Consider the following 17,589-nt stretch of genomic DNA (forward strand, 5'->3'; position numbering starts at 1 on the left):
TAAAAAGCATTAGAATTTTATATTAATATGACAGAAAAAATTAAATGCCTGATTATCGGATCAGGCCCTGCAGGTTATACGGCAGCAATTTATGCAGCCAGAGCAAATATGAATCCAGTTTTATACCAAGGAATGCAGCCTGGAGGTCAATTGACTACAACTAACGAGGTTGAAAATTTTCCTGGTTATGTTGATGGAGTTACAGGCCCAGAAATGATGATTCAATTACAAGAACAAGCAAAACGTTTTGGTTCAGACATTCGTGATGGCTGGGCAACCAAAGTTGATTTTTCGGGAGATATTCATAAAGTCTGGATTAATGATTCAATCGAACTGCATTGTGAAACAGTTATTATTTCTACAGGTGCTTCGGCTAAATATTTAGGATTACCTTCAGAACAACATTATTTGCAAATGGGCGGTGGGGTTTCTGCTTGTGCTGTTTGCGATGGATTCTTTTACCGCAATCAAGAAGTGGTAATCGTTGGAGCAGGAGATTCTGCCTGTGAAGAAGCGCATTATTTATCTAAACTTTGCAAAAAAGTAACGATGTTGGTGAGAAGCGAGAAATTTAGAGCTTCAAAAATTATGGAAGAGCGTGTTCGAAAAACGGATAATATCGAGATTTTAATGAACCACGATACAGTGGAAGTATTGGGAGATCAACAAGTGGTTCATGCTATTAAAGCTTTAAATAAAACTACTGGCGAAGTGATTGAAATTCCGGCAACAGGATTTTTCGTAGCCATTGGACATAAACCAAACACTGATATTTTTGCAGATTATATCGATCTTGATGAAACGGGTTATATCATAAATACTCCAGGAACTTCTAAAACAAATGTAGAGGGTGTTTTCGTGGCTGGAGATGCAGCAGATCATGTATACCGCCAAGCAATTACTGCTGCGGGAACTGGCTGTATGGCGGCTCTTGATGCAGAGCGTTATTTGGCTTCGAAATCCTAAAAAAAGAAGAGTATTATAAATGTTTGATTAAAAATTAGACTGATTCATTTTAACTCACAATTTTGAATATTTAATTTTATTGTATAAAAAAAGTCCTAATTTTCATTAGGACTTTTTGTTTTAGAGCAGGATTCGACCAATTGTACTATTGTATTTTGACACACATCCAGGTTGCTTTTATTATTTTTTTATCGCCTATGTATGCGATTCCAGATTGTTTAATTATCTTTTCACCTAAGCGAATATTTTGTATTACAAATTTTATTTTATCTGTAAATTTTGCAGTTGCAAAGAATTCAGCATCTTCGATACTAACAAGACCAAAAATTCCATTTGTTATTCCTAAAAGTCTAACACCTGCACCACCACATTGAGCCATTGATTCTATCAAAATTGTTCCGGGAATATACTCAGACTTAGGAACGCTTCCTTTTAACCAAATATCTCTTTCATCAAATGTTTTAATACCAATAATCGTTTCGTTTGTAAATGATATTATTTCATCTACAAATAAAAATGGTGTTCTGTGGGGTATTAAATTTTCAATTTCTTGTAACATCTTATTTTTCTTTGCAATTTAATGATTTCGTATATTTTACAGGACTTTAGGAAGTTAAAAAAAAGCTATATTTTGAATGTTAGAGTTGATGAATTAGATTTTTTTAGTGTGATGAGAATAGGAATTGTAATGCTATTAAAAAAAAATAGAGAAAAGTTTTTTTTTGAGTTCATACATATGAAGAAAGTATTTTCTATAAGAGCCGTTTTATATATGGATTTTAATTAACGGTTTTTTTACACCAGATAATTATACATTACTTAATCCATTGATATCCAATTACTGTTTTGTTTAAAGTTGGTATTATAAGTAAGTTTTGCTTTATGATATATTCAATATCAGCTGTGATGATTTTTTCTTTACCTAAATCAATAATTAATTTTTTATTTCCATCTGAATCGATATGAAATAACTGTCCTTGCCATGCACCAGATACAATATATCCGTTTTCGCCATCACTAACAATACCGTCCAAATTATCAATCCCATTAAAAATTTGATGAGATTTTTTAGTCAATTTATTTATAGCAAAAGCATTTTGGGTTTTCATATTCAATACTAACACATCTTCTTTATTACATAATAATCCATTGGGTTTGGAAAGAACTTCAGATTCGAACCATACTTTTATTTTTCCATCGGATATTTTATAAATTTTATTATCAAAACAATCAGAAATGTACATATCTCCATTGGTATCGGATGTGATATCATTAAAGAATTTAGCTGAATCAACTTTATATATTTTTTCTATTCTAGCGGTATTAGTATTTATCTGAACAACTCTGTTAATATCTGCGACGTACAATTTGTTTTTATATAAACCCATACCTTGCGGATTATCCAGTCCATCAACCCATTTTAATATCTCTATTTCTCCATTGATTTTAATTTTTGAAATAAATCCATTTCCATCTTTGGCGAGGTATTCACCATTTATATTTGAGATGTAAATAATTTTTTTCGAAGAATCGTAAAGCGCCGATTCCGGTTTTAAGAATATAGAATCTGACTCCCATACTTTTGTGATTTTTTGGCTAAAAGAAACAAAAGGAATTAATCCAACAAATAGCAAGACACATATTTTTTTCATTACTCAGTATTTAAATAATTGCACTACAATTTTAGATTACCGTTTTTTATAGAAATTTAATTCCCCATTCTAAAATCTGTAACACTTTTTTGATTCAGGCTAACCTCTTCAAAAATACTTTGCGCCCCTTTTTCTACAGGACATTGTGTACTAATTCCCATCCAGATTGTTTTTGGATAATTGTTTTTGTACAAACGAACCATTTGCCAGTTTTTTTTATCTAAAGAATAATAGCTGGCTACCGTACGGGTATCAGATGATATTTTCATATAAATTGTGGGATTTTTGACAACGTCATGATTATTATCATCCGAAGTGCCAATCGTACGGACTGTTACCACACGATGATTGCCGCGTTCGTCCTGTTCAAAACAGAACTTTTGATAGAAGTTATCATTGACGTAAATATATAAAACACCTGCATTGTACAATCCTTTCTCTGTAAATTCGGGCGTTACTTTAGAGATTAAAGTAAAAGGTTTTGTATTATCGACTTTCGAGAGCAGGATAGGAGCAGTATTGTTTGATAATTCGCCATTTGGATCAGAAAAATAATCTTTCTTTTCGCCTGCACGAAAAATTACTTTGCCATTTGCATCGGCTTTAGCCAAAGTATCAGCGCCATTAATGGATTTTGTAAAATGAATATTAGGGAGCTTAATATCGCAAAGAGTTCCGTTTACAAAGGCTGAATCTACTTTTTTATTGTTTTTTGGAGTTACTTCTGATACTTCTTTTTGATTATTATTTCCGCAAGCCAACAACAAGGTTAATACGGATAAAATGCAGAAAAAATAAAAGTTTGATTTCATAAAGAGTTTTTTTTAATAGAAAAATTATATTTTAGTTTTTCAAAAATACCATTGTTCGCAAAAAACTACAATACGTAAAATTAACCATTTTTATTTCCTTCTATGTCAAATGTATCCGTCGAGAATCAATTATCAGCCACTTTATTAGAACAAATATTTTCGATTGAAGAATGCAATGATTTAGACACATTCAAAAAATTAGTTGAAGGCTATGTAAGTCTTGATCAATGCGTTGCAGTTTTGTCAGATTTTCAAGCCGATTGCAGTTATATTTATGCGGGTAATTTTGGGAAAGTATTTGGTTTACCGGCTGAAAATTCTGTAATCGATTCTGCTTTCGAAGAATGTATTTTTACCAAAATACATCCAGACGATTTAATAGAGCGCCATATCTTAGAACTCAACTATTTTCAATATCTTAAAACGTTACCTTATCAGGACAGTCATAAATATAGTACATCAAGCCGTATTCGTACTCAAAATACGCTTGAAAATTGTGCATATATCAATCATAGAACCATTTATCTCAAAACATTTAGTAATGGGAGCGTTTGGTTGGCATTATGTCTTTATGCACCATCGGCAGATATTCAGTCCCGTTTAGGAATCGACCCAAAAATTGTAAATATCGAAACAGGTGAGATTATTGCTATCGAAAAATATAAACATTACCAGCAAAGCCTTCTTTCGAAACGAGAACTCGAAATACTAACATTAGTAGCAAAGGGAGGTAATAGTTCGCAAATTGCGGCACAGCTCAATATTTCGGTCTACACCGTACGTCGTCACAGACAAAATATAATTGAAAAAATGAAAGTTGCCAACACGACAGAAGCTGTAAAAACAGCAATGGTTATGGGAATTATTACGATTTAAGAAAGTTGTTTTTTAGCATTGCCTTGAACCTATCTAATTTATTTAGATCAATAATAATGTTCCTAAAAGTAAATAAGATTTTTAATCTCTGCCTTATAATCCTTACTTTTACATAACAATGCAACAAATAAAAAATGAAGACTAGAAAAAATCATCTTTTTAATTTAACGGCACTTTTATTATTAGTATTTGGAACTGTACAAGCGCAAGAAAAAATCACGATTGTAGCAGCAGCTAATCTTAAAATAGCTTTAGATTCGATAAATACTGTTTTTAAAATTCAAAATCCAACTATAAATTCTCAAATCACTTATGGCGCCTCAGGAAAGTTATTTGAGCAGATTTCTAATAGTGCTCCTTTCGATATCTTTTTTTCTGCCGATATGGATTATCCCAAAAAATTAGAAGAGAAAAAAATGACCAGTTCTAAAATTAAAATGTATGCCACCGGAAAATTAGTAATTTGGAGTAAAAAAACAGATCCTAATAAAAATAAAATAAATAGCCTTTTAAGTACTGATGTTCGAAAAATAGCGATTGGTAATCCCGCAACGGCACCTTATGGTGAAAAAGCAGTTGAAAGTCTTAAGTATTATAAAATCTACGGTAAAGTAAAAAGCAAACTTGTTTTTGGTGAAAACATTACTCAGGCTACTCAATTTATCACAACGGGAAATGCCGATATAGGAATCACTGCCTTATCGCTCGTATTGACTCCAAACATGAAAAAAGAAGGAGGGAAGTATTATATTATTCCTCAAAAAAGCCATACACCGTTAGAGCAAGGATGTGTAATTTTGAAAAAAGCTAAAGGAAATGCAAGTACATTAAAATTCTATAATTTCATATCTTCAAAAAAGGCAATTGCTATTTTGAAATATTATGGATATGATACCAAAGCATAATGAATATACTAACTGGAACCATATCGAAAATTCAATCACATGAAGGTATTTCGCTTATAAAAGTACGATCGAGTAACGTTATTTTTTCATCAATAGTTTTAGACACGCCAGAAACAGCCCATTATTTGCAAGTAGAAAGAGAGGTCAGAATTATTTTTAAAGAAACCGAAGTCATAATTTCAAAAGATTTAAAAGCCAACATAAGTATTCAGAATCAGCTGTCATGTCGTATCGAGTCTATTAAAAAAGGAGTAATTCTTAGTCAGATTAATTTAATGCATGAGGATCAAATTATTAAATCAATTATTACAAGCAATGCGTGTGAACAATTAGATTTAAAAGAAAATGACAGCGTAATGGCTTTAATAAAAACAAACGAAGTAAGCTTATCTGCGCATGATTAATATGGAACCTCTTTGGCTCACAGCAAAACTAGCTTTGATTACCACAATAATACTTTTCGTTGTGGCTGTTCCGCTTTGTTATTGGTTAGCTTACAGCCGATTTCGTTTTAAAGCGGTTATAGAAGCCCTCATAAGTTTGCCTTTAGTTTTACCACCTTCCGTTTTAGGATTTTATCTTTTAATAGCCTTTAGTCCTGAAAATGCTTTCGGAAAATTTTTATCCGATTATTTTGATCTTCGATTGGTGTTTACTTTTCAGGGATTAATAGTCGCTTCTGTTTTATACAGTCTTCCTTTTATGATAAATCCTATTTTATCAGGATTAAAAAATTTGCCGCCTGCACTTCAGGAAGCTTCTTTTACCTTAGGAAAATCAAGATTTACAACCGTTACAAAAATTTTACTGCCTAATATTCAGGCTTCATTACTCACTGGAATTATTATGACTTTTGCACACACAATAGGAGAGTTTGGTGTAGTCTTAATGGTAGGAGGGAGCATTCCCGAAGAAACCAAAGTAGTTTCGATTGCTATTTATGAAGAAGTAGAGTCAATGAATTACCATAATGCCAATGTTTACGCGGGAATTTTGTTTGCATTCTCCTTTCTTATTCTCCTTACTGTTCATTTAATCAATAATAAATCTCGAAAAACTACACTTTATTAATGATACAGTTTCATGCCTATAAAATGCTTCAAACTGCTGATGGTGAACTACCGTTGGATGTTTCTTTGACTTTTGAAAAGGGTCAGTTTATTGCTATTTACGGAAATTCAGGAGTAGGCAAAACCACCATTCTAAGAATTTTGGCAGGACTTACAGAGGCGGAAAAAGTAGATATAAATGTGGGCGATGATATTTGGGATGATTCGTTAAAAAGATTTCATCTGCCAGTTCAAAAACGCTCGATAGGATTTGTTTTTCAAGATTTTGCCTTATTTCCGAATTTGACGGTTAAAGAAAATTTAGAGTTTGCCTTATCCAAAAATGATTCAACTCAAATTGTATCTGAATTAATCGAATTGATGGAATTAGAATCACTTCAAAATTCTAAACCGCAAAATTTATCAGGAGGACAAAAACAGCGTGTAGCTTTGGCAAGAGCGATAGTTCGTAAACCGGAAATTCTATTGTTAGATGAGCCACTTTCAGCCTTAGATGATGAAATGCGATTTAAACTTCAGGATTATATTTTAAAAACCCATGAAAAATATCAATTAACCACTTTGATGATTAGTCATTCAATAGCCGAAATTTTTAAACTTTCGGATAAAGTGATTGTTATTGACAAAGGAAAAATTAGTAAACAAGGAACTCCAAATGAGGTATTTGCTGAAACGAAGATAAGTAGTAAGTTTCAAGTCACTGGAGAAATAATCAGTATTACTAAAAGCGATATTATTTATGTAGTACAAGTATGCTCTGGAAATAACATTATAAAAGTCGTTGCGACAGAAGAAGAAATAATAGATTATAAAATAGGGCAAAAAGTGCTTGTAGCTTCAAAAGCCTTTAACCCTGTTATTCAGATTTTGCTCTAAAAAGTAAAAATCTATTTAGATACGCTAGCACACCCACAAATTCAATGGAATCGAGTTCCACTATTTTCTCTTATGTAATTGGTTCTTCCAGCTGCTCCATTGCATCGTTAAGATAAGTGGAGATTGTAACGGATATTCAGGATTACTTCAACTACGACAGAACCGATGTAAGTGTTTATGACCGATACAAAGCAGGATTGTTCTACATGTTCAAAGACGGTCTGAGCGGAGAAGACTGGGATTTTATCAGCAACGGCACAAATACTACAGACGATGAGAATTAAGCTAAAACTTTCTCAGCTCAAACAGGTATTGCAGTCACAACCGCTCAAACTGCCGATAAGTTTTAAAAAGGAAAATTTTACAGATAAAGAGTTTTCAGAGTTTACACGATTGATACAATCCAAAGAACGAGGTTAAACACCTCGTTTTTTTGTGGTCTGAAATACCTCAATAGTCCGTGAGTCTATAAAAACAAGGATTTTTATGACTTAATAGAAGATAGACATGGACATTTGTTTCCCATGCTGGCGCGAGCATCTTGCTCGTGAACACAAAGCGAAACGACAAAGAAAATAAAGAAGAAACCCGCTCTGCGAAGAGTTCTAAACTACAGAATACACGAATATTCCTACTGTATGAAGAGGTCCTTATAAAAAGCTGCGCAAATGTCTCTGACTTTACGCATTTTTTTGTTTGTTAGAAATTGTAAATGTGCCAAAAGTCACCTGACTTTTTAGTTGTTAGTGTAAGATAGTACTAGAAAAAAATATTCTAAGCTGGAGAAATTATAAAATGTTTTTAATTTATATTTGGTTTAAAGTCGGAAACTTTTAGGTGTATTCTTTTTTATGAAGATTAAAAAAATAGCGAAAAGTCAAAGACATTTGCGCAGCGCTTGCGATGAACACTAGCGGAGCAGGGGATTATTCTGCGGGAATAGCTTTATATAATGCAGTAATTCCAAATGATATATACTCTTCTGTAAGAGGAGCAAATAGGAACGTACCACGAACAATATTGTCAAGAAAATGAGAAAGAAAGTTTTATTTAGTCTATGTATTGTAGTATTAATTTGTATTAGTTGTAATGAATTCAATACAGCAACACCTCAAGCATCTTCAACAATTTCAAATTCAAAAAAAAATGAGTTTTATATCTCTACAGTAAATAAATTGCAAACTGGAGATTTAGATATTATTGATTCTGTATGGATTGAAAAAGTTTGGCATTATAAAGTTATAAAAGGGGAAAAAAGAAAAGTTGCATTATCTCCAAATAATCAAATTGTCTTGAAATTAAAAAAAATAAGTAAAGAGTTTAAGAAAAGTGAATACCTTTTAGAATGGAAAATAGAAGAAAAACATTTTGGTAATTTAGGTTCTGGGAATGGAGTATTTATGGTTAGATACCCCAAAACTACTAGAATAGATACTCTTCACTTTTTGTTGCATAGAGTAAATGATAATTCTACTTTCGATATCGGAACATTTGTTAATGTATCAAAGTTAGTGATAAAATAGGCGATGTATCAGATTTCTTGGTTGTTAAACCCAATAGCTCGGATATAGACAACGATAGCTCGGAAATTATTCCCGTGCCCTCAAAGGAAATCGACAAAGAATGGAAAAATTAAACTTCGCAGCAATGCGAGGATTTTTATGTTTTAAAATCAAAATTAGATCTGCATTTTTTTTGAAAGAATGCACATTCTATGGTTGTTTTGAAAAGTTAAATTCCTGTTGAAATAGAATAAATATCATTAAAAATAGGAAAACAAAAAACTATAAGCAGCAGTACTATTGTAAAATCTGATGTCATCGTTTTATATAAAAGTATACAAATCAGGCTTATAAATTAAATATCAATCAAAATATCATTCAATTAACCAAAGAGGGATTAGGAATAAGAAGCACGGTTAGAATATTAAAAATTTCAGCCATAACAATATTGAAAAGAATCGTTTTTATCGCCTAGCTGCGCAAAGTGTAGCTGTTGTGCAAACGTCTCTGACTTTGCACTCGCAACTATAATCTGCTAAGAATTGAAATAAGAAAGCTAGTTCCGCAAAGATTTCCTCATAAAAAGTTGCGCAAATGTCTGTTACTTTTTTTAAATTTTGCTCTTAAGAACCTAAATTTCAAAAAAGTAAAATTTTAATATTTAGGAATAAAAAAAGTCCTAATTTTCATTAGGACTTTTGGTGGGGAGAGCAGGATTCGAACCTTAGGCTTGAAACCGCTGTATATGCCACTTTTATTTATGTCTTGAACCTTTGTGCACCGATTCTGCACCAAATTCAAATTTTTATTATTTCAATATTAAATCATGCACAAAAATTTTGTAGACTAACGGACTAATATGCAGTAATATTAATCTTTTTTCTAATACAAATATAGTAAAATACCGAGTATTTTCAGTTAAGAATTAAAAGTTCAGTCATATAGATACAAAAAGATATCTATTCCAAATGCAATGTGGAACAATTTTTCCATAAAACTCAGAACACTATTTCATACTACCTCCTAATATTTACAATGTTTAGAACAAATTCTCTGTAACATTGTCAGTAAGGAATTTTTTGATTTTAAAAATAAATTTTGCTAAAGTTAAATAGGTTACAAAGTATCTTCTTTTTCTTTTAGAAAATTTCTCACTGCTACATCTGCCATATTAGCTAGAAATTTCAAAATATCTGTTGCATCTTCCAAAGTAACATTCAATCCTTCATCTTTCAGCATTTTTTGAGCTTTTAAAGGTGTAATTTTTCCTTTATATTCATATTTTTCATATTCCATAACCAAAATATTATTATGATAAATATAATGAAATTTATGTAATTATTTGTGTTGCAATGGCTTATGTTTTATTGATGTTTCTCATAGTCGAAATTTGTTCATGATAATCTATTTGACCATTATAAATTATTCAATTTAGCAGCATTTTTTATCCTGTTGAATTGGAGGACACGGTACACTTCCAAAACTACAATATACACAACAGTCTCCCTGATTTGGTCTAAGTGTTTGTTTGCAGTTTTCACATTCGTAGAAGAATTGGCATGCATCGGTCGGCATTGTTTCTTCTTTGCTGTGGGAGCAAAGAGGGCAGGTTATTGTAGATTGTAGAACGATTTTCATTTTAATTTTTTGCTAGTAACTGTATAGCCTGTTGAATTAATTGCTTTTTCAATTTCTGAAATAGTGGTTTTAGAATTATCAAATTCTACAACAGCATTACCATTGGTATAATTTGCATCTGAATTTATTATTCCTGCCAATTTGTTTACTTCATGATTTACATGTTTTTCGCAGCTGGCACAAGTCATTCCGCTGATTGCAAATTCCGCTTTTTGACTGCTGGACTTTTTTGCGACCGAGATTTTCTTTTCTGTATTTGGATAAAAAATGTTTGAATAGTAAGGAAACGAAAGCATGAGGGATGCAAATACTGTAATAATTCCTAAAAACATTTTTGAATTAACAAATTTCGGCTTTTCTTCTATATCGCAGTTACAGTCTATCGGCTTTTTAGTTTTCAGCTTTTGATACCACGCAAAACCAATAATTAAAACAGTCAGGCCGATGAAATAAGGCCTCATTGGTTCAAGCCATGAAAAAGCAGATGCAATCCCGCTTGTTCCGGCAACTAATGCTAATATGGGAGTAATGCAGCACAATGAAGCAGCTATTGCCGTCAAAAATCCAGCTCCGATCATTTTATTCTCTGTTTTCATATTTTTTCTAAAATTTCATTTTGGGTTAAAATTTCGAAAAAAGGTTTCAGCATTTTTTCATATTCCTTTGTCAATGAATAGAAAATGGTCTGCGATTCCCGTTTGGTTTCAATAAGTTTTCTGTCTTTTAGTTTTCGCAAGTGCTGTGAAATTGCAGAAATACCCATATCAAGAATATCACTTATGTCACATACACAGAGCTGTTTTTCTTCATAAAGTAAAAAGAGAATTCTTAATCTCACATTGTTGCCAGCCAATTCAAGCCCACTTGATAAATAGTCAAATGAGGTATTAAGTTCTGATACTCTGTCTTTACAGCGGATTATTTGCTTTATATCTGCCTGTTGTCGTATACAAGTTATTTCTTCCATAATGCAAATATATATCATTTGCTTATTTAAGCAAGTGCTAAAATATAAAACATTTGAATTTAATTTATGAATGATTCCTGCGCATAAAAAAAGACAACTTTTTGAGTTGTCTTTTAAGTAGTAACGTGAAATATTACTTTTTGCAATCTTTCGGAGCACAAGTTCCCGAATCGTCATTACAGCAATGCGTAGAACATTTTTCAGTGCAGTTTTTCTTTGCATCAGTTTTTGATAAGTTCGCATAAGCGAAAATACTTCCAGCAGACAACACCAATGCTGCAAGAGTAAGGTACATTTTGTTTTTCATAATTTAAATTTTTAATGATTAATACTACTTAAGACGTACTAATCTAAAAATGATGCAGGCATTGCTGATTTTTTTTCTAACAGCCTGAATTTTATATATGAATCTTCCGTAAATGATCCGGTGATATCAGCATTTTCCTCCGCTGCATGATTTTTTAGAAGTAACATTCATAACATTTCCACGGCGGTCTAATTCAATACTGCAGCAGTCCAAAAGCATTTCCTTTAATCTGGATCTGCCTCTCTGCACCCTAGAACGGATGGAAGGGTAGGCAAGGCTGTATTTTTCTGTTAAGTCTTTCTGTTTAATTCCATGTATTTCGCTATCCATGATAATGTCCCGATAGTCTTCCGGCAGCCGCTCAATGAATTTTATTAAACAGCAGTCCAGACTTTCCGAAGTATCAAAATCTGTTTCATGCATAATCTTTTGCATCATACATTCGGTCAGCTCTGATTTCTTATGATTGGAATCTTTTCGGTAATAATCAATAATGGAATTTCTTGTGATTGTGAAAATCCAGCTTTTTAGTTTGCCTTCGTCGGTAAGTGATCCTAAATTCTCGTTTATCTTTATAAAAACTTCCTGCAAAACATCGGATGCATCGTCGGTATCATTTATACGAGCCTTTATATATCTGCCCAAGATGATATAAAACTGATTGTGAATAGTATTTATTTCCAAACTCATAGATTTTTTGTTCTGCTTATTAAGTAAGCGGGATTAACAACAATTGATTTTGCCTCTGAAGTTATTCCAGATATGGGCTGTTTTTGGCATGCATAAGAAAACATGAAGAATTGCCATTACGATAGCTCCCGGCAAAAGATTTACAATTAACAAATTAAAGAAGCCTGGAGATTGATTGATATTAGAAATCATTATGTGCCCATTTTCAAAAGTAAATCTGATGGAGAGGTACACTGCAATTGACGCAAAATGAAATCCATTTACGAATAAATGGACAATATATTCCCAGCGTGGCAGGCCTCCCATAAACTGTCTGCTGTCTTTTTCTATAAAAGCGTCGTAACCGAGTACCATTATATCTAAAAGGACAATGATTAAGCCTATTACAAAACTAGTATGATTATCTTGTTTCAAGAACAAAAAATAAAGGATGGCTGGAAAGAAAACAGCTCTCAAAGTATGGGTAATGTGCTCGGTTTTACTTTCTTCCCGATTGTGAAGCTGGTATTTGAAAATATGCAGATAAAAGCCGTCATACAAGGCCAAGACTGCAAAAAGGACAAGAAAGAAGGATGAAATGATAATTGCTGTTTCCATTTTATTTATAATTGATTATAAAAGCAAAACTATTGGAAAGTATAATTAGCAAAAAGGACAAATGTCCTCGAATTTACAGACTAATTTCTTTTCTGATCCTGCTCAGCGTCCTGCGTGTTATTCCAAGATAGCTTGCAATATCATTTACTGAAGCCTTGTTTACAACAGCAGGCTGTTCCTTAAGCATGCGCATGTATTTTTCCTTTGCAGTTTCATTGCATAAAACACTGGCATACTGTTCCATCACCATATACTGCCGCTCGGCAATTGACCTTCCAATATTCTGCCAGAGAGGACTCTTTTGATAGAGAGTCTGCAGGTCATTGTAGCTGATTGTTATAAGCTGGGTATCTTCCACTGCCTGAATGGAAAGCTCCGAAGGCTGCTGAGAGATAAAGCTCTTATATGAAGCCGTGAGATTATTTTCTGTACAGAAGCAGGAAGTCACTTCTTCGGATTTTTCATTTACATAATATGTCCTGAGCAGCCCTTTTTTTATAAAAGCGGCTTCATGAGAGGTTTTGCCGATCTCTGCAAAATAACTGTTTCTGCCTAAGGTCCTTGTTTTGAAATACGGACTGTACTTTTCAAACTCCTGATCACTGAGAGGCACGATGCTTTTTAAAAATAATTTAAAACTTTCCATAATAGGTTTTATTTCAAGATTTTAATATGCTTTTCTAAGCATAAACGCGTAAATGTCTGGGAGCGGACTTTCCTCAATAGCACGGGCTGCTTTTTCAATATCATAAGGAACTCTTATGAATTCAACTTTAATGCCGTCTTTTTTTGAAAGATTGCTGCTTTTTTCAATGGTTATGACCGCATAACAGCTGTCTGGATTTCTGTCTTTTGGTTTTCCCACCGAGCCTGCATTAATGGCATGGAAATAACTGCCTTTTTTATTGGGATTTTCCAATATGCGGTGATAAGGCAGATGAGAATGTCCGCAGATAAGAATGTCAGTATTGGAATCAAGAAAGATGTTAGTGAAATCTTTCTCATTTTTATCCTCAAGGAGATATTCTTTATTGCTGTAAGGACTTCCATGGACCATCAAAATCTTAATGAGTTTATTGGCCGTCTGATATTCAAGCTTGATATGAGCAGGAAGAGCAGAAAGATATTTTATCTGCTCTTTACCCACAATCTGATAAGCGTAGCTTTCAATGTCATTTGAACCGTCATTATGTATCTCAACAGCTTTGACATCGTGATTTCCTGCAAGGGTGGGGATATGCTTTTTACGGATCTCATTGATCACAGCATTGGGGCATAAATTGTAGCCGACCAAATCTCCTAAGCAGTAAACGGCATCAATATTCTCCTCTTCAATACTTTTTAGGGTCTGCTCCAATGCGGGGAAGTTCGCATGTATATCCGATATTATTGCAATTCTCATATTTCTTCTAAGCAGTTTCTGCAGCTGCCTGTTTTGTAAAGTACTTCTTTCTGAACCAAAATGCAAGGTTTACCAGTGCTATAAGAGCAGGTACTTCTACCAAAGGGCCAATAACACCTGCAAATGCCTGGCCGCTGTTTATTCCGAATACTCCGATTGCCACGGCAATAGCCAATTCAAAATTATTGCCGGTGGCTGTAAACGCAATAGATGTAGCCTTTGAATAGTCAGCCCCAAAATATTTTCCTGTAAAAAAGCTGATGACAAACATTAAAGTAAAGTATATGACAAGCGGTATTGCAATACGCACGACATCCATCGGGATTTGAACAATAAGTTCCCCTTTCAGGCTGAACATTACAATGATCGTAAAGAGCAGTGAAATAAGAGTAATCGGTGAGATAAACGGCACGTACTTATCCTCAAACCATTCAGAGCCTTTTAAAGCTATCAAAGCATAGCGGCTTATGATTCCCAGAGCAAATGGAATACCTAGATAGATACCCACACTCTCGGCAATCTGTCCAATGCTGATATTGACTTCAAAACCATCATATCCAAAATAGGGAGGTAGAATGGTTATAAAAATGTAAGCGTATACACTATAAAGCAGTACCTGAAAAATACTGTTTAGGGCAATTAGTCCTGCAGCATATTCGCGGTTTCCGTCTGCCAGATCGTTCCATACCACAACCATTGCGATACAACGTGCCAGGCCAATCAGGATCACCCCGATCATGTATTCAGGATATCCGCTTAAAAACAGGAGCGCCAACAAAAACATCAAGACAGGGCCTACAATCCAGTTCAGGAATAAAGAGGCGCCCAAGACTTTAGTGTTCTTGAAAACCTGTCCCATCTGTTCGTATTTTACTTTTGCCAGTGGCGGGTACATCATCAGGATAAGTCCTATTGCCAATGGAATGTTTGTTGTTCCGCTGGAGAAAGAATTGATGAAATCTCCGCTGGAAGGAATAAAGTATCCTATAGCCACGCCTATAGCCATAGCAAGGAAAATCCAAAGGGTCAAGAAGCGGTCAAGGAAGCTTAACTTTTTGCGTCCGACAGCTGGTGCACAGTTATTTGCTGACATTTTATTTTTTTATTTGTGAGAATATGTAAAACATTTCAGTTCCAATCTGCAGGCTTCGCTCCAGATAAGTTTCTTTCTGCTGAGGCGTTCCGTCGGAAATTTTTGGATCTTCAAAAGTGATCGGGATTCTTTTCTCAGCGCCTGCTATAAACGGGCATCCGCCGGCAGCCTGCGAACAGGTCATTATTGCGGCAAATCCGCTTTCAGGATTGAAATCATCATCATAGGTTTTGGAAAAACCGATGACAGGAAGTTCGTCAGCTGAATATTTTATTGAATAAACGGGGTTTGAACCCTCTGAAAGGGTTTTGATGTTGAATCCTGAATCCTTCAAAGTCTCCGCTGCCATCGGGAAAAGGGCAGTAGCCTCGGTTCCTCCTGAATAGCATGAAACGTTTTTGATGCCGTAATAGGCGGCGGCAGTCTGCGCCCAAACCTGCGATAAGTGGCTTCTTCTGGAATTATGCGTGCAGATCAGGTTTAGTCTGGTTTCCAGCTTACTGTCCACTTTGGTCTGAATGAAGTCGATTAATGGCTGCAGGACTGCTTTGCGATCTTCAGAGATCTGCTTAAAATCAAATGATTTAACGGTATTCTCAATTTGTGGATATAACATAGTTTTTTGGCTGTAAAGGTTTATTGATTATCTGTTTAATGATTAGCAGCATCCTCCGCCCGGAGTGCATGAAGAAACATTATCAGTATTTAGCTGAGATAATTTTACTTTAGGCTTATCAGATGGAATACCGCACTGCTCCTGAGCTAAGCAGGCTGTCTGTTTATTAAGCAGAGTGAAGTTTTTGCCGTTAAAATCCAAATCGTATTTCCCGATTGTAGTGTTCTGGTACTCCACTTCAATTTCATTGTCTTCAATTCCCAAGACTTTTTCTGAAAGCTCAATGATGTGGATCAGTTTCTGAGGTTTAAGCCTGTGCTCGTAGTCGTTGGCATCCCAAAGCTGGAAGTTTACAACTGTTTCTTTTCTTACTGTTCCTCCGCAGTCGATGAAGTTTTTGGTAACCAAGCCTACTTCAGTTACGTGAAAATATTCTGGTACAAATGTGCCGTCCGGCAATTCAAAATTTACAGCTTCCACTGTTTTAAGCACTTCTTTAATTTCTGAAAGTTTCATAATTTTTTATATTTAGTTAAACTATATTTTTTATTAATTAATAACGGAGCTTCTTCTTTCAAGAAGCGCAGTATTTCTCCAGATACCATTCTGTTTTCCGATTTTTTCTCTTGTTCCAAGTATTCGGAAGCCTGCTTTTTCATGGATGCGGAGACTTGCTGTATTCTCAGGAAAGATTCCTGCCTGAAGCGTCCAGATTCCTTCTGTTTCGCTCTGTCGGACAAGTTCATTTAAAAGGGTAAGCCCGACTCCTTTTCCTGAATGTGCTGGATCCACATATACGCTCACCTCTGCAACCCCCGCATAAACGCAGCGTGAAGAAACAGGTGTAAGGGCAGCCCAGCCAATTACCTTGCCATCTTCCTGCATCACAACCCGGCATGACTTAAGATGTGACTGGTCCCAGTCTTCCCATGAAGGGGCGCTGGTCTGGAAAGTGGCATTGCCGGTATCTATCCCTTTTTGGTAAATTATTTTTACCTGATCCCAGTGTTTATCCGAAAGTTTTCTGATTTCCATATTTTTATAGATTAGCAGCATTCACTTCGCTTTTTTGCCAAATGATCTGATATATGCTCAAAGAAACCTTTTATCTTTTCAAGTCCAGGTTCGTTGATGCAGTAGCAGATAGAATTTCCTTCGATGCTTCCTTTAATCAGTCCCGCATTTTTCAATTCTTTCAAATGCTGTGAAACGGTCGGCTGTGAAAGGGGAAGTTCGTTTACAATATCTCCGCAGATGCAAGCATCCACTTTTAATAAATATTCCATAATAGCAATACGCGCAGGATGGCCTAACGCTTTGGCTAAAACAGCAAGCTCATTTTGGCTTTCTGTAAAGTGATCTGTTTTTGTTGCTCCCATCGTTTTATATTTATATTGCAATATTACGATAATAATTTAAATAAAAAAAAATATAAAGATTTATTTTTATGAAGATGAAGGCATCGGCTAAGAAAAAGATTCGATGCATATGGTTTTATAATATTGTTTGTTACCCGAATGCTAGTTTTATCAAACCAATGTATAAAGCAATAATTACATGGTTTATCGTTAGCTGATATTATATAAATACAATACAAACTGAACAACCCATAATTAGAAA

At 34.3% G+C, this 17,589-nt stretch carries 24 protein-coding genes and 1 pseudogene; 9 read left to right on the plus strand and 16 right to left on the minus strand.

All coding sequences use genetic code 11. From position 1 onward, the window contains the following. Positions 1-27: 27 nt before the first annotated feature. Positions 28-966, plus strand: coding sequence for a thioredoxin-disulfide reductase (gene trxB, locus IW18_RS00880; RefSeq protein ID WP_041515685.1), 939 nt, complete (start codon positions 28-30; stop codon positions 964-966). A 145-nt stretch (positions 967-1,111) separates the two neighbouring features. On the opposite strand, the gene IW18_RS00885 is transcribed toward trxB, so the two are convergent. The 3 genes from IW18_RS00885 to IW18_RS00900 form a co-directional block, all read right to left on the minus strand. Continuing rightward, positions 1,112-1,525, minus strand: coding sequence for a 3-hydroxyacyl-ACP dehydratase FabZ family protein (locus tag IW18_RS00885; protein WP_041515686.1), 414 nt, complete (start codon positions 1,523-1,525; stop codon positions 1,112-1,114). Positions 1,526-1,781: 256 nt separating this feature from the next. Beyond that, on the minus strand, positions 1,782-2,618 hold the full coding sequence (locus IW18_RS00895; protein ID WP_041515688.1) for an SMP-30/gluconolactonase/LRE family protein: 837 nt from the start codon (positions 2,616-2,618) through the stop codon (positions 1,782-1,784). A 56-nt stretch (positions 2,619-2,674) separates the two neighbouring features. Continuing rightward, the gene (locus IW18_RS00900) at positions 2,675-3,430 is read right to left on the minus strand and encodes a DUF1349 domain-containing protein (RefSeq protein WP_041515689.1); all 756 of its coding nucleotides are present in this window, start codon (positions 3,428-3,430) and stop codon (positions 2,675-2,677) included. A gap of 102 nt (positions 3,431-3,532) precedes the next feature. On the opposite strand from IW18_RS00900, the gene IW18_RS00905 reads away from it, so the two are divergent. The 8 genes and pseudogenes from IW18_RS00905 to IW18_RS23475 all read left to right on the plus strand — a co-directional run. Next, entirely contained in the window at positions 3,533-4,306 is a 774-nt protein-coding gene (locus IW18_RS00905; RefSeq protein WP_041515690.1) for a response regulator transcription factor, read from the plus strand. A 134-nt stretch (positions 4,307-4,440) separates the two neighbouring features. Then, positions 4,441-5,211: a molybdate ABC transporter substrate-binding protein gene (gene modA / locus IW18_RS00910; protein WP_041515691.1), complete on the plus strand. Its 771-nt coding sequence runs from the start codon at positions 4,441-4,443 to the stop codon at positions 5,209-5,211. After that, positions 5,211-5,615: a TOBE domain-containing protein gene (locus IW18_RS00915; protein WP_041515692.1), complete on the plus strand. Its 405-nt coding sequence runs from the start codon at positions 5,211-5,213 to the stop codon at positions 5,613-5,615. The genes modA and IW18_RS00915 overlap by 1 nt, the downstream gene beginning before the upstream one ends. Then, positions 5,608-6,282, plus strand: coding sequence for a molybdate ABC transporter permease subunit (gene modB, locus IW18_RS00920; protein ID WP_174232058.1), 675 nt, complete (start codon positions 5,608-5,610; stop codon positions 6,280-6,282). Before IW18_RS00915 ends, modB begins: the two co-directional genes overlap by 8 nt. Beyond that, positions 6,282-7,157 carry a sulfate/molybdate ABC transporter ATP-binding protein gene (locus tag IW18_RS00925; protein ID WP_041515693.1) on the plus strand — a complete coding sequence of 292 codons (876 nt, stop codon included), beginning with the start codon at positions 6,282-6,284 and terminating at the stop codon, positions 7,155-7,157. Before modB ends, IW18_RS00925 begins: the two co-directional genes overlap by 1 nt. A 116-nt stretch (positions 7,158-7,273) precedes the next feature. After that, complete coding sequence (locus tag IW18_RS23125) at positions 7,274-7,441, plus strand: hypothetical protein (protein WP_160113220.1); 168 nt, start codon at positions 7,274-7,276, stop codon at positions 7,439-7,441. A gap of 747 nt (positions 7,442-8,188) precedes the next feature. After that, a complete protein-coding gene (locus IW18_RS00930; RefSeq protein ID WP_041515694.1) occupies positions 8,189-8,680 on the plus strand; it encodes a hypothetical protein in 492 nt (163 codons plus the stop codon). 229 nt (positions 8,681-8,909) lie between these two features. After that, a pseudogene (locus IW18_RS23475) lies at positions 8,910-9,131 on the plus strand (transposase); the annotation flags it as partial. Positions 9,132-9,775: 644 nt separating this feature from the next. Here the strand turns inward: IW18_RS23475 and IW18_RS00935 are convergent. The 13 genes from IW18_RS00935 to IW18_RS00990 all read right to left on the minus strand — a co-directional run bounded on the left by IW18_RS00935 (position 9,776) and on the right by IW18_RS00990 (position 17,348). Continuing rightward, positions 9,776-9,955 (minus strand): hypothetical protein, encoded by a 180-nt coding sequence (locus IW18_RS00935; RefSeq protein WP_041515695.1) that lies wholly within the window; start codon positions 9,953-9,955, stop codon positions 9,776-9,778. Between the two features lie 135 nt (positions 9,956-10,090). Next, positions 10,091-10,297, minus strand: a complete 207-nt coding sequence (locus IW18_RS23320; protein ID WP_084607883.1) for a GDCCVxC domain-containing (seleno)protein — start codon at positions 10,295-10,297, stop codon at positions 10,091-10,093. Then, positions 10,294-10,893, minus strand: coding sequence for a mercuric transport protein MerTP (merTP, locus tag IW18_RS00940; protein WP_041515696.1), 600 nt, complete (start codon positions 10,891-10,893; stop codon positions 10,294-10,296). The genes IW18_RS23320 and merTP overlap by 4 nt, the downstream gene beginning before the upstream one ends. Further along, positions 10,890-11,264 (minus strand): ArsR/SmtB family transcription factor, encoded by a 375-nt coding sequence (locus IW18_RS00945; RefSeq protein WP_041515697.1) that lies wholly within the window; start codon positions 11,262-11,264, stop codon positions 10,890-10,892. The genes merTP and IW18_RS00945 overlap by 4 nt, the downstream gene beginning before the upstream one ends. Positions 11,265-11,697: 433 nt before the next feature. After that, positions 11,698-12,261 carry an RNA polymerase sigma factor SigZ gene (gene sigZ, locus IW18_RS00950; RefSeq protein WP_041515698.1) on the minus strand — a complete coding sequence of 188 codons (564 nt, stop codon included), beginning with the start codon at positions 12,259-12,261 and terminating at the stop codon, positions 11,698-11,700. A gap of 33 nt (positions 12,262-12,294) precedes the next feature. Next, on the minus strand, positions 12,295-12,858 hold the full coding sequence (locus IW18_RS00955) for a hypothetical protein (RefSeq protein ID WP_041515699.1): 564 nt from the start codon (positions 12,856-12,858) through the stop codon (positions 12,295-12,297). Positions 12,859-12,931: 73 nt separating this feature from the next. Beyond that, the gene (locus IW18_RS00960) at positions 12,932-13,504 is read right to left on the minus strand and encodes a Crp/Fnr family transcriptional regulator (protein ID WP_041515700.1); all 573 of its coding nucleotides are present in this window, start codon (positions 13,502-13,504) and stop codon (positions 12,932-12,934) included. 21 nt (positions 13,505-13,525) lie between these two features. Continuing rightward, positions 13,526-14,260, minus strand: a complete 735-nt coding sequence (locus IW18_RS00965; RefSeq protein WP_041515701.1) for a metallophosphoesterase family protein — start codon at positions 14,258-14,260, stop codon at positions 13,526-13,528. Positions 14,261-14,267: 7 nt separating this feature from the next. Continuing rightward, complete coding sequence (gene arsB / locus IW18_RS00970; protein ID WP_041515702.1) at positions 14,268-15,353, minus strand: ACR3 family arsenite efflux transporter; 1,086 nt, start codon at positions 15,351-15,353, stop codon at positions 14,268-14,270. A 1-nt stretch (position 15,354) separates the two neighbouring features. Then, positions 15,355-15,969, minus strand: a complete 615-nt coding sequence (locus IW18_RS00975) for an arsenate-mycothiol transferase ArsC (RefSeq protein ID WP_041515703.1) — start codon at positions 15,967-15,969, stop codon at positions 15,355-15,357. A 42-nt stretch (positions 15,970-16,011) separates the two neighbouring features. Further along, positions 16,012-16,485, minus strand: coding sequence for a DUF6428 family protein (locus IW18_RS00980; RefSeq protein ID WP_041515704.1), 474 nt, complete (start codon positions 16,483-16,485; stop codon positions 16,012-16,014). 33 nt (positions 16,486-16,518) lie between these two features. Further along, on the minus strand, positions 16,519-17,025 hold the full coding sequence (locus tag IW18_RS00985) for a GNAT family N-acetyltransferase (RefSeq protein WP_041515705.1): 507 nt from the start codon (positions 17,023-17,025) through the stop codon (positions 16,519-16,521). Next, entirely contained in the window at positions 17,016-17,348 is a 333-nt protein-coding gene (locus IW18_RS00990) for an ArsR/SmtB family transcription factor (RefSeq protein ID WP_041515706.1), read from the minus strand. The genes IW18_RS00985 and IW18_RS00990 overlap by 10 nt, the downstream gene beginning before the upstream one ends. Positions 17,349-17,589 lie beyond the last annotated feature (241 nt).

Origin of the sequence: Flavobacterium hibernum (assembly GCF_000832125.1) — a bacterium.
Taxonomy (GTDB): Bacteria; Bacteroidota; Bacteroidia; order Flavobacteriales; family Flavobacteriaceae; genus Flavobacterium; species Flavobacterium hibernum.

Excerpts from the sequence above, each read along its gene's own strand:
- trxB (WP_041515685.1), top strand. The coding sequence starts at position 28 with ATGACAGAAAAAATTAAATGCCTGATTATCGGATCAGGCCCTGCAGGT.
- IW18_RS00885 (WP_041515686.1), bottom strand. The coding sequence starts at position 1,525 with ATGTTACAAGAAATTGAAAATTTAATACCCCACAGAACACCATTTTTA.
- IW18_RS00895 (WP_041515688.1), bottom strand. The coding sequence starts at position 2,618 with ATGAAAAAAATATGTGTCTTGCTATTTGTTGGATTAATTCCTTTTGTT.
- IW18_RS00900 (WP_041515689.1), bottom strand. The coding sequence starts at position 3,430 with ATGAAATCAAACTTTTATTTTTTCTGCATTTTATCCGTATTAACCTTG.
- IW18_RS00905 (WP_041515690.1), top strand. The coding sequence starts at position 3,533 with ATGTCAAATGTATCCGTCGAGAATCAATTATCAGCCACTTTATTAGAA.
- modA (WP_041515691.1), top strand. The coding sequence starts at position 4,441 with ATGAAGACTAGAAAAAATCATCTTTTTAATTTAACGGCACTTTTATTA.
- IW18_RS00915 (WP_041515692.1), top strand. The coding sequence starts at position 5,211 with ATGAATATACTAACTGGAACCATATCGAAAATTCAATCACATGAAGGT.
- modB (WP_174232058.1), top strand. The coding sequence starts at position 5,608 with ATGATTAATATGGAACCTCTTTGGCTCACAGCAAAACTAGCTTTGATT.
- IW18_RS00925 (WP_041515693.1), top strand. The coding sequence starts at position 6,282 with ATGATACAGTTTCATGCCTATAAAATGCTTCAAACTGCTGATGGTGAA.
- IW18_RS00930 (WP_041515694.1), top strand. The coding sequence starts at position 8,189 with ATGAGAAAGAAAGTTTTATTTAGTCTATGTATTGTAGTATTAATTTGT.
- IW18_RS00935 (WP_041515695.1), bottom strand. The coding sequence starts at position 9,955 with ATGGAATATGAAAAATATGAATATAAAGGAAAAATTACACCTTTAAAA.
- IW18_RS23320 (WP_084607883.1), bottom strand. The coding sequence starts at position 10,297 with ATGAAAATCGTTCTACAATCTACAATAACCTGCCCTCTTTGCTCCCAC.
- merTP (WP_041515696.1), bottom strand. The coding sequence starts at position 10,893 with ATGAAAACAGAGAATAAAATGATCGGAGCTGGATTTTTGACGGCAATA.
- IW18_RS00945 (WP_041515697.1), bottom strand. The coding sequence starts at position 11,264 with ATGGAAGAAATAACTTGTATACGACAACAGGCAGATATAAAGCAAATA.
- sigZ (WP_041515698.1), bottom strand. The coding sequence starts at position 12,261 with ATGAGTTTGGAAATAAATACTATTCACAATCAGTTTTATATCATCTTG.
- IW18_RS00955 (WP_041515699.1), bottom strand. The coding sequence starts at position 12,858 with ATGGAAACAGCAATTATCATTTCATCCTTCTTTCTTGTCCTTTTTGCA.
- IW18_RS00960 (WP_041515700.1), bottom strand. The coding sequence starts at position 13,504 with ATGGAAAGTTTTAAATTATTTTTAAAAAGCATCGTGCCTCTCAGTGAT.
- IW18_RS00965 (WP_041515701.1), bottom strand. The coding sequence starts at position 14,260 with ATGAGAATTGCAATAATATCGGATATACATGCGAACTTCCCCGCATTG.
- arsB (WP_041515702.1), bottom strand. The coding sequence starts at position 15,353 with ATGTCAGCAAATAACTGTGCACCAGCTGTCGGACGCAAAAAGTTAAGC.
- IW18_RS00975 (WP_041515703.1), bottom strand. The coding sequence starts at position 15,969 with ATGTTATATCCACAAATTGAGAATACCGTTAAATCATTTGATTTTAAG.
- IW18_RS00980 (WP_041515704.1), bottom strand. The coding sequence starts at position 16,485 with ATGAAACTTTCAGAAATTAAAGAAGTGCTTAAAACAGTGGAAGCTGTA.
- IW18_RS00985 (WP_041515705.1), bottom strand. The coding sequence starts at position 17,025 with ATGCTGCTAATCTATAAAAATATGGAAATCAGAAAACTTTCGGATAAA.
- IW18_RS00990 (WP_041515706.1), bottom strand. The coding sequence starts at position 17,348 with ATGGGAGCAACAAAAACAGATCACTTTACAGAAAGCCAAAATGAGCTT.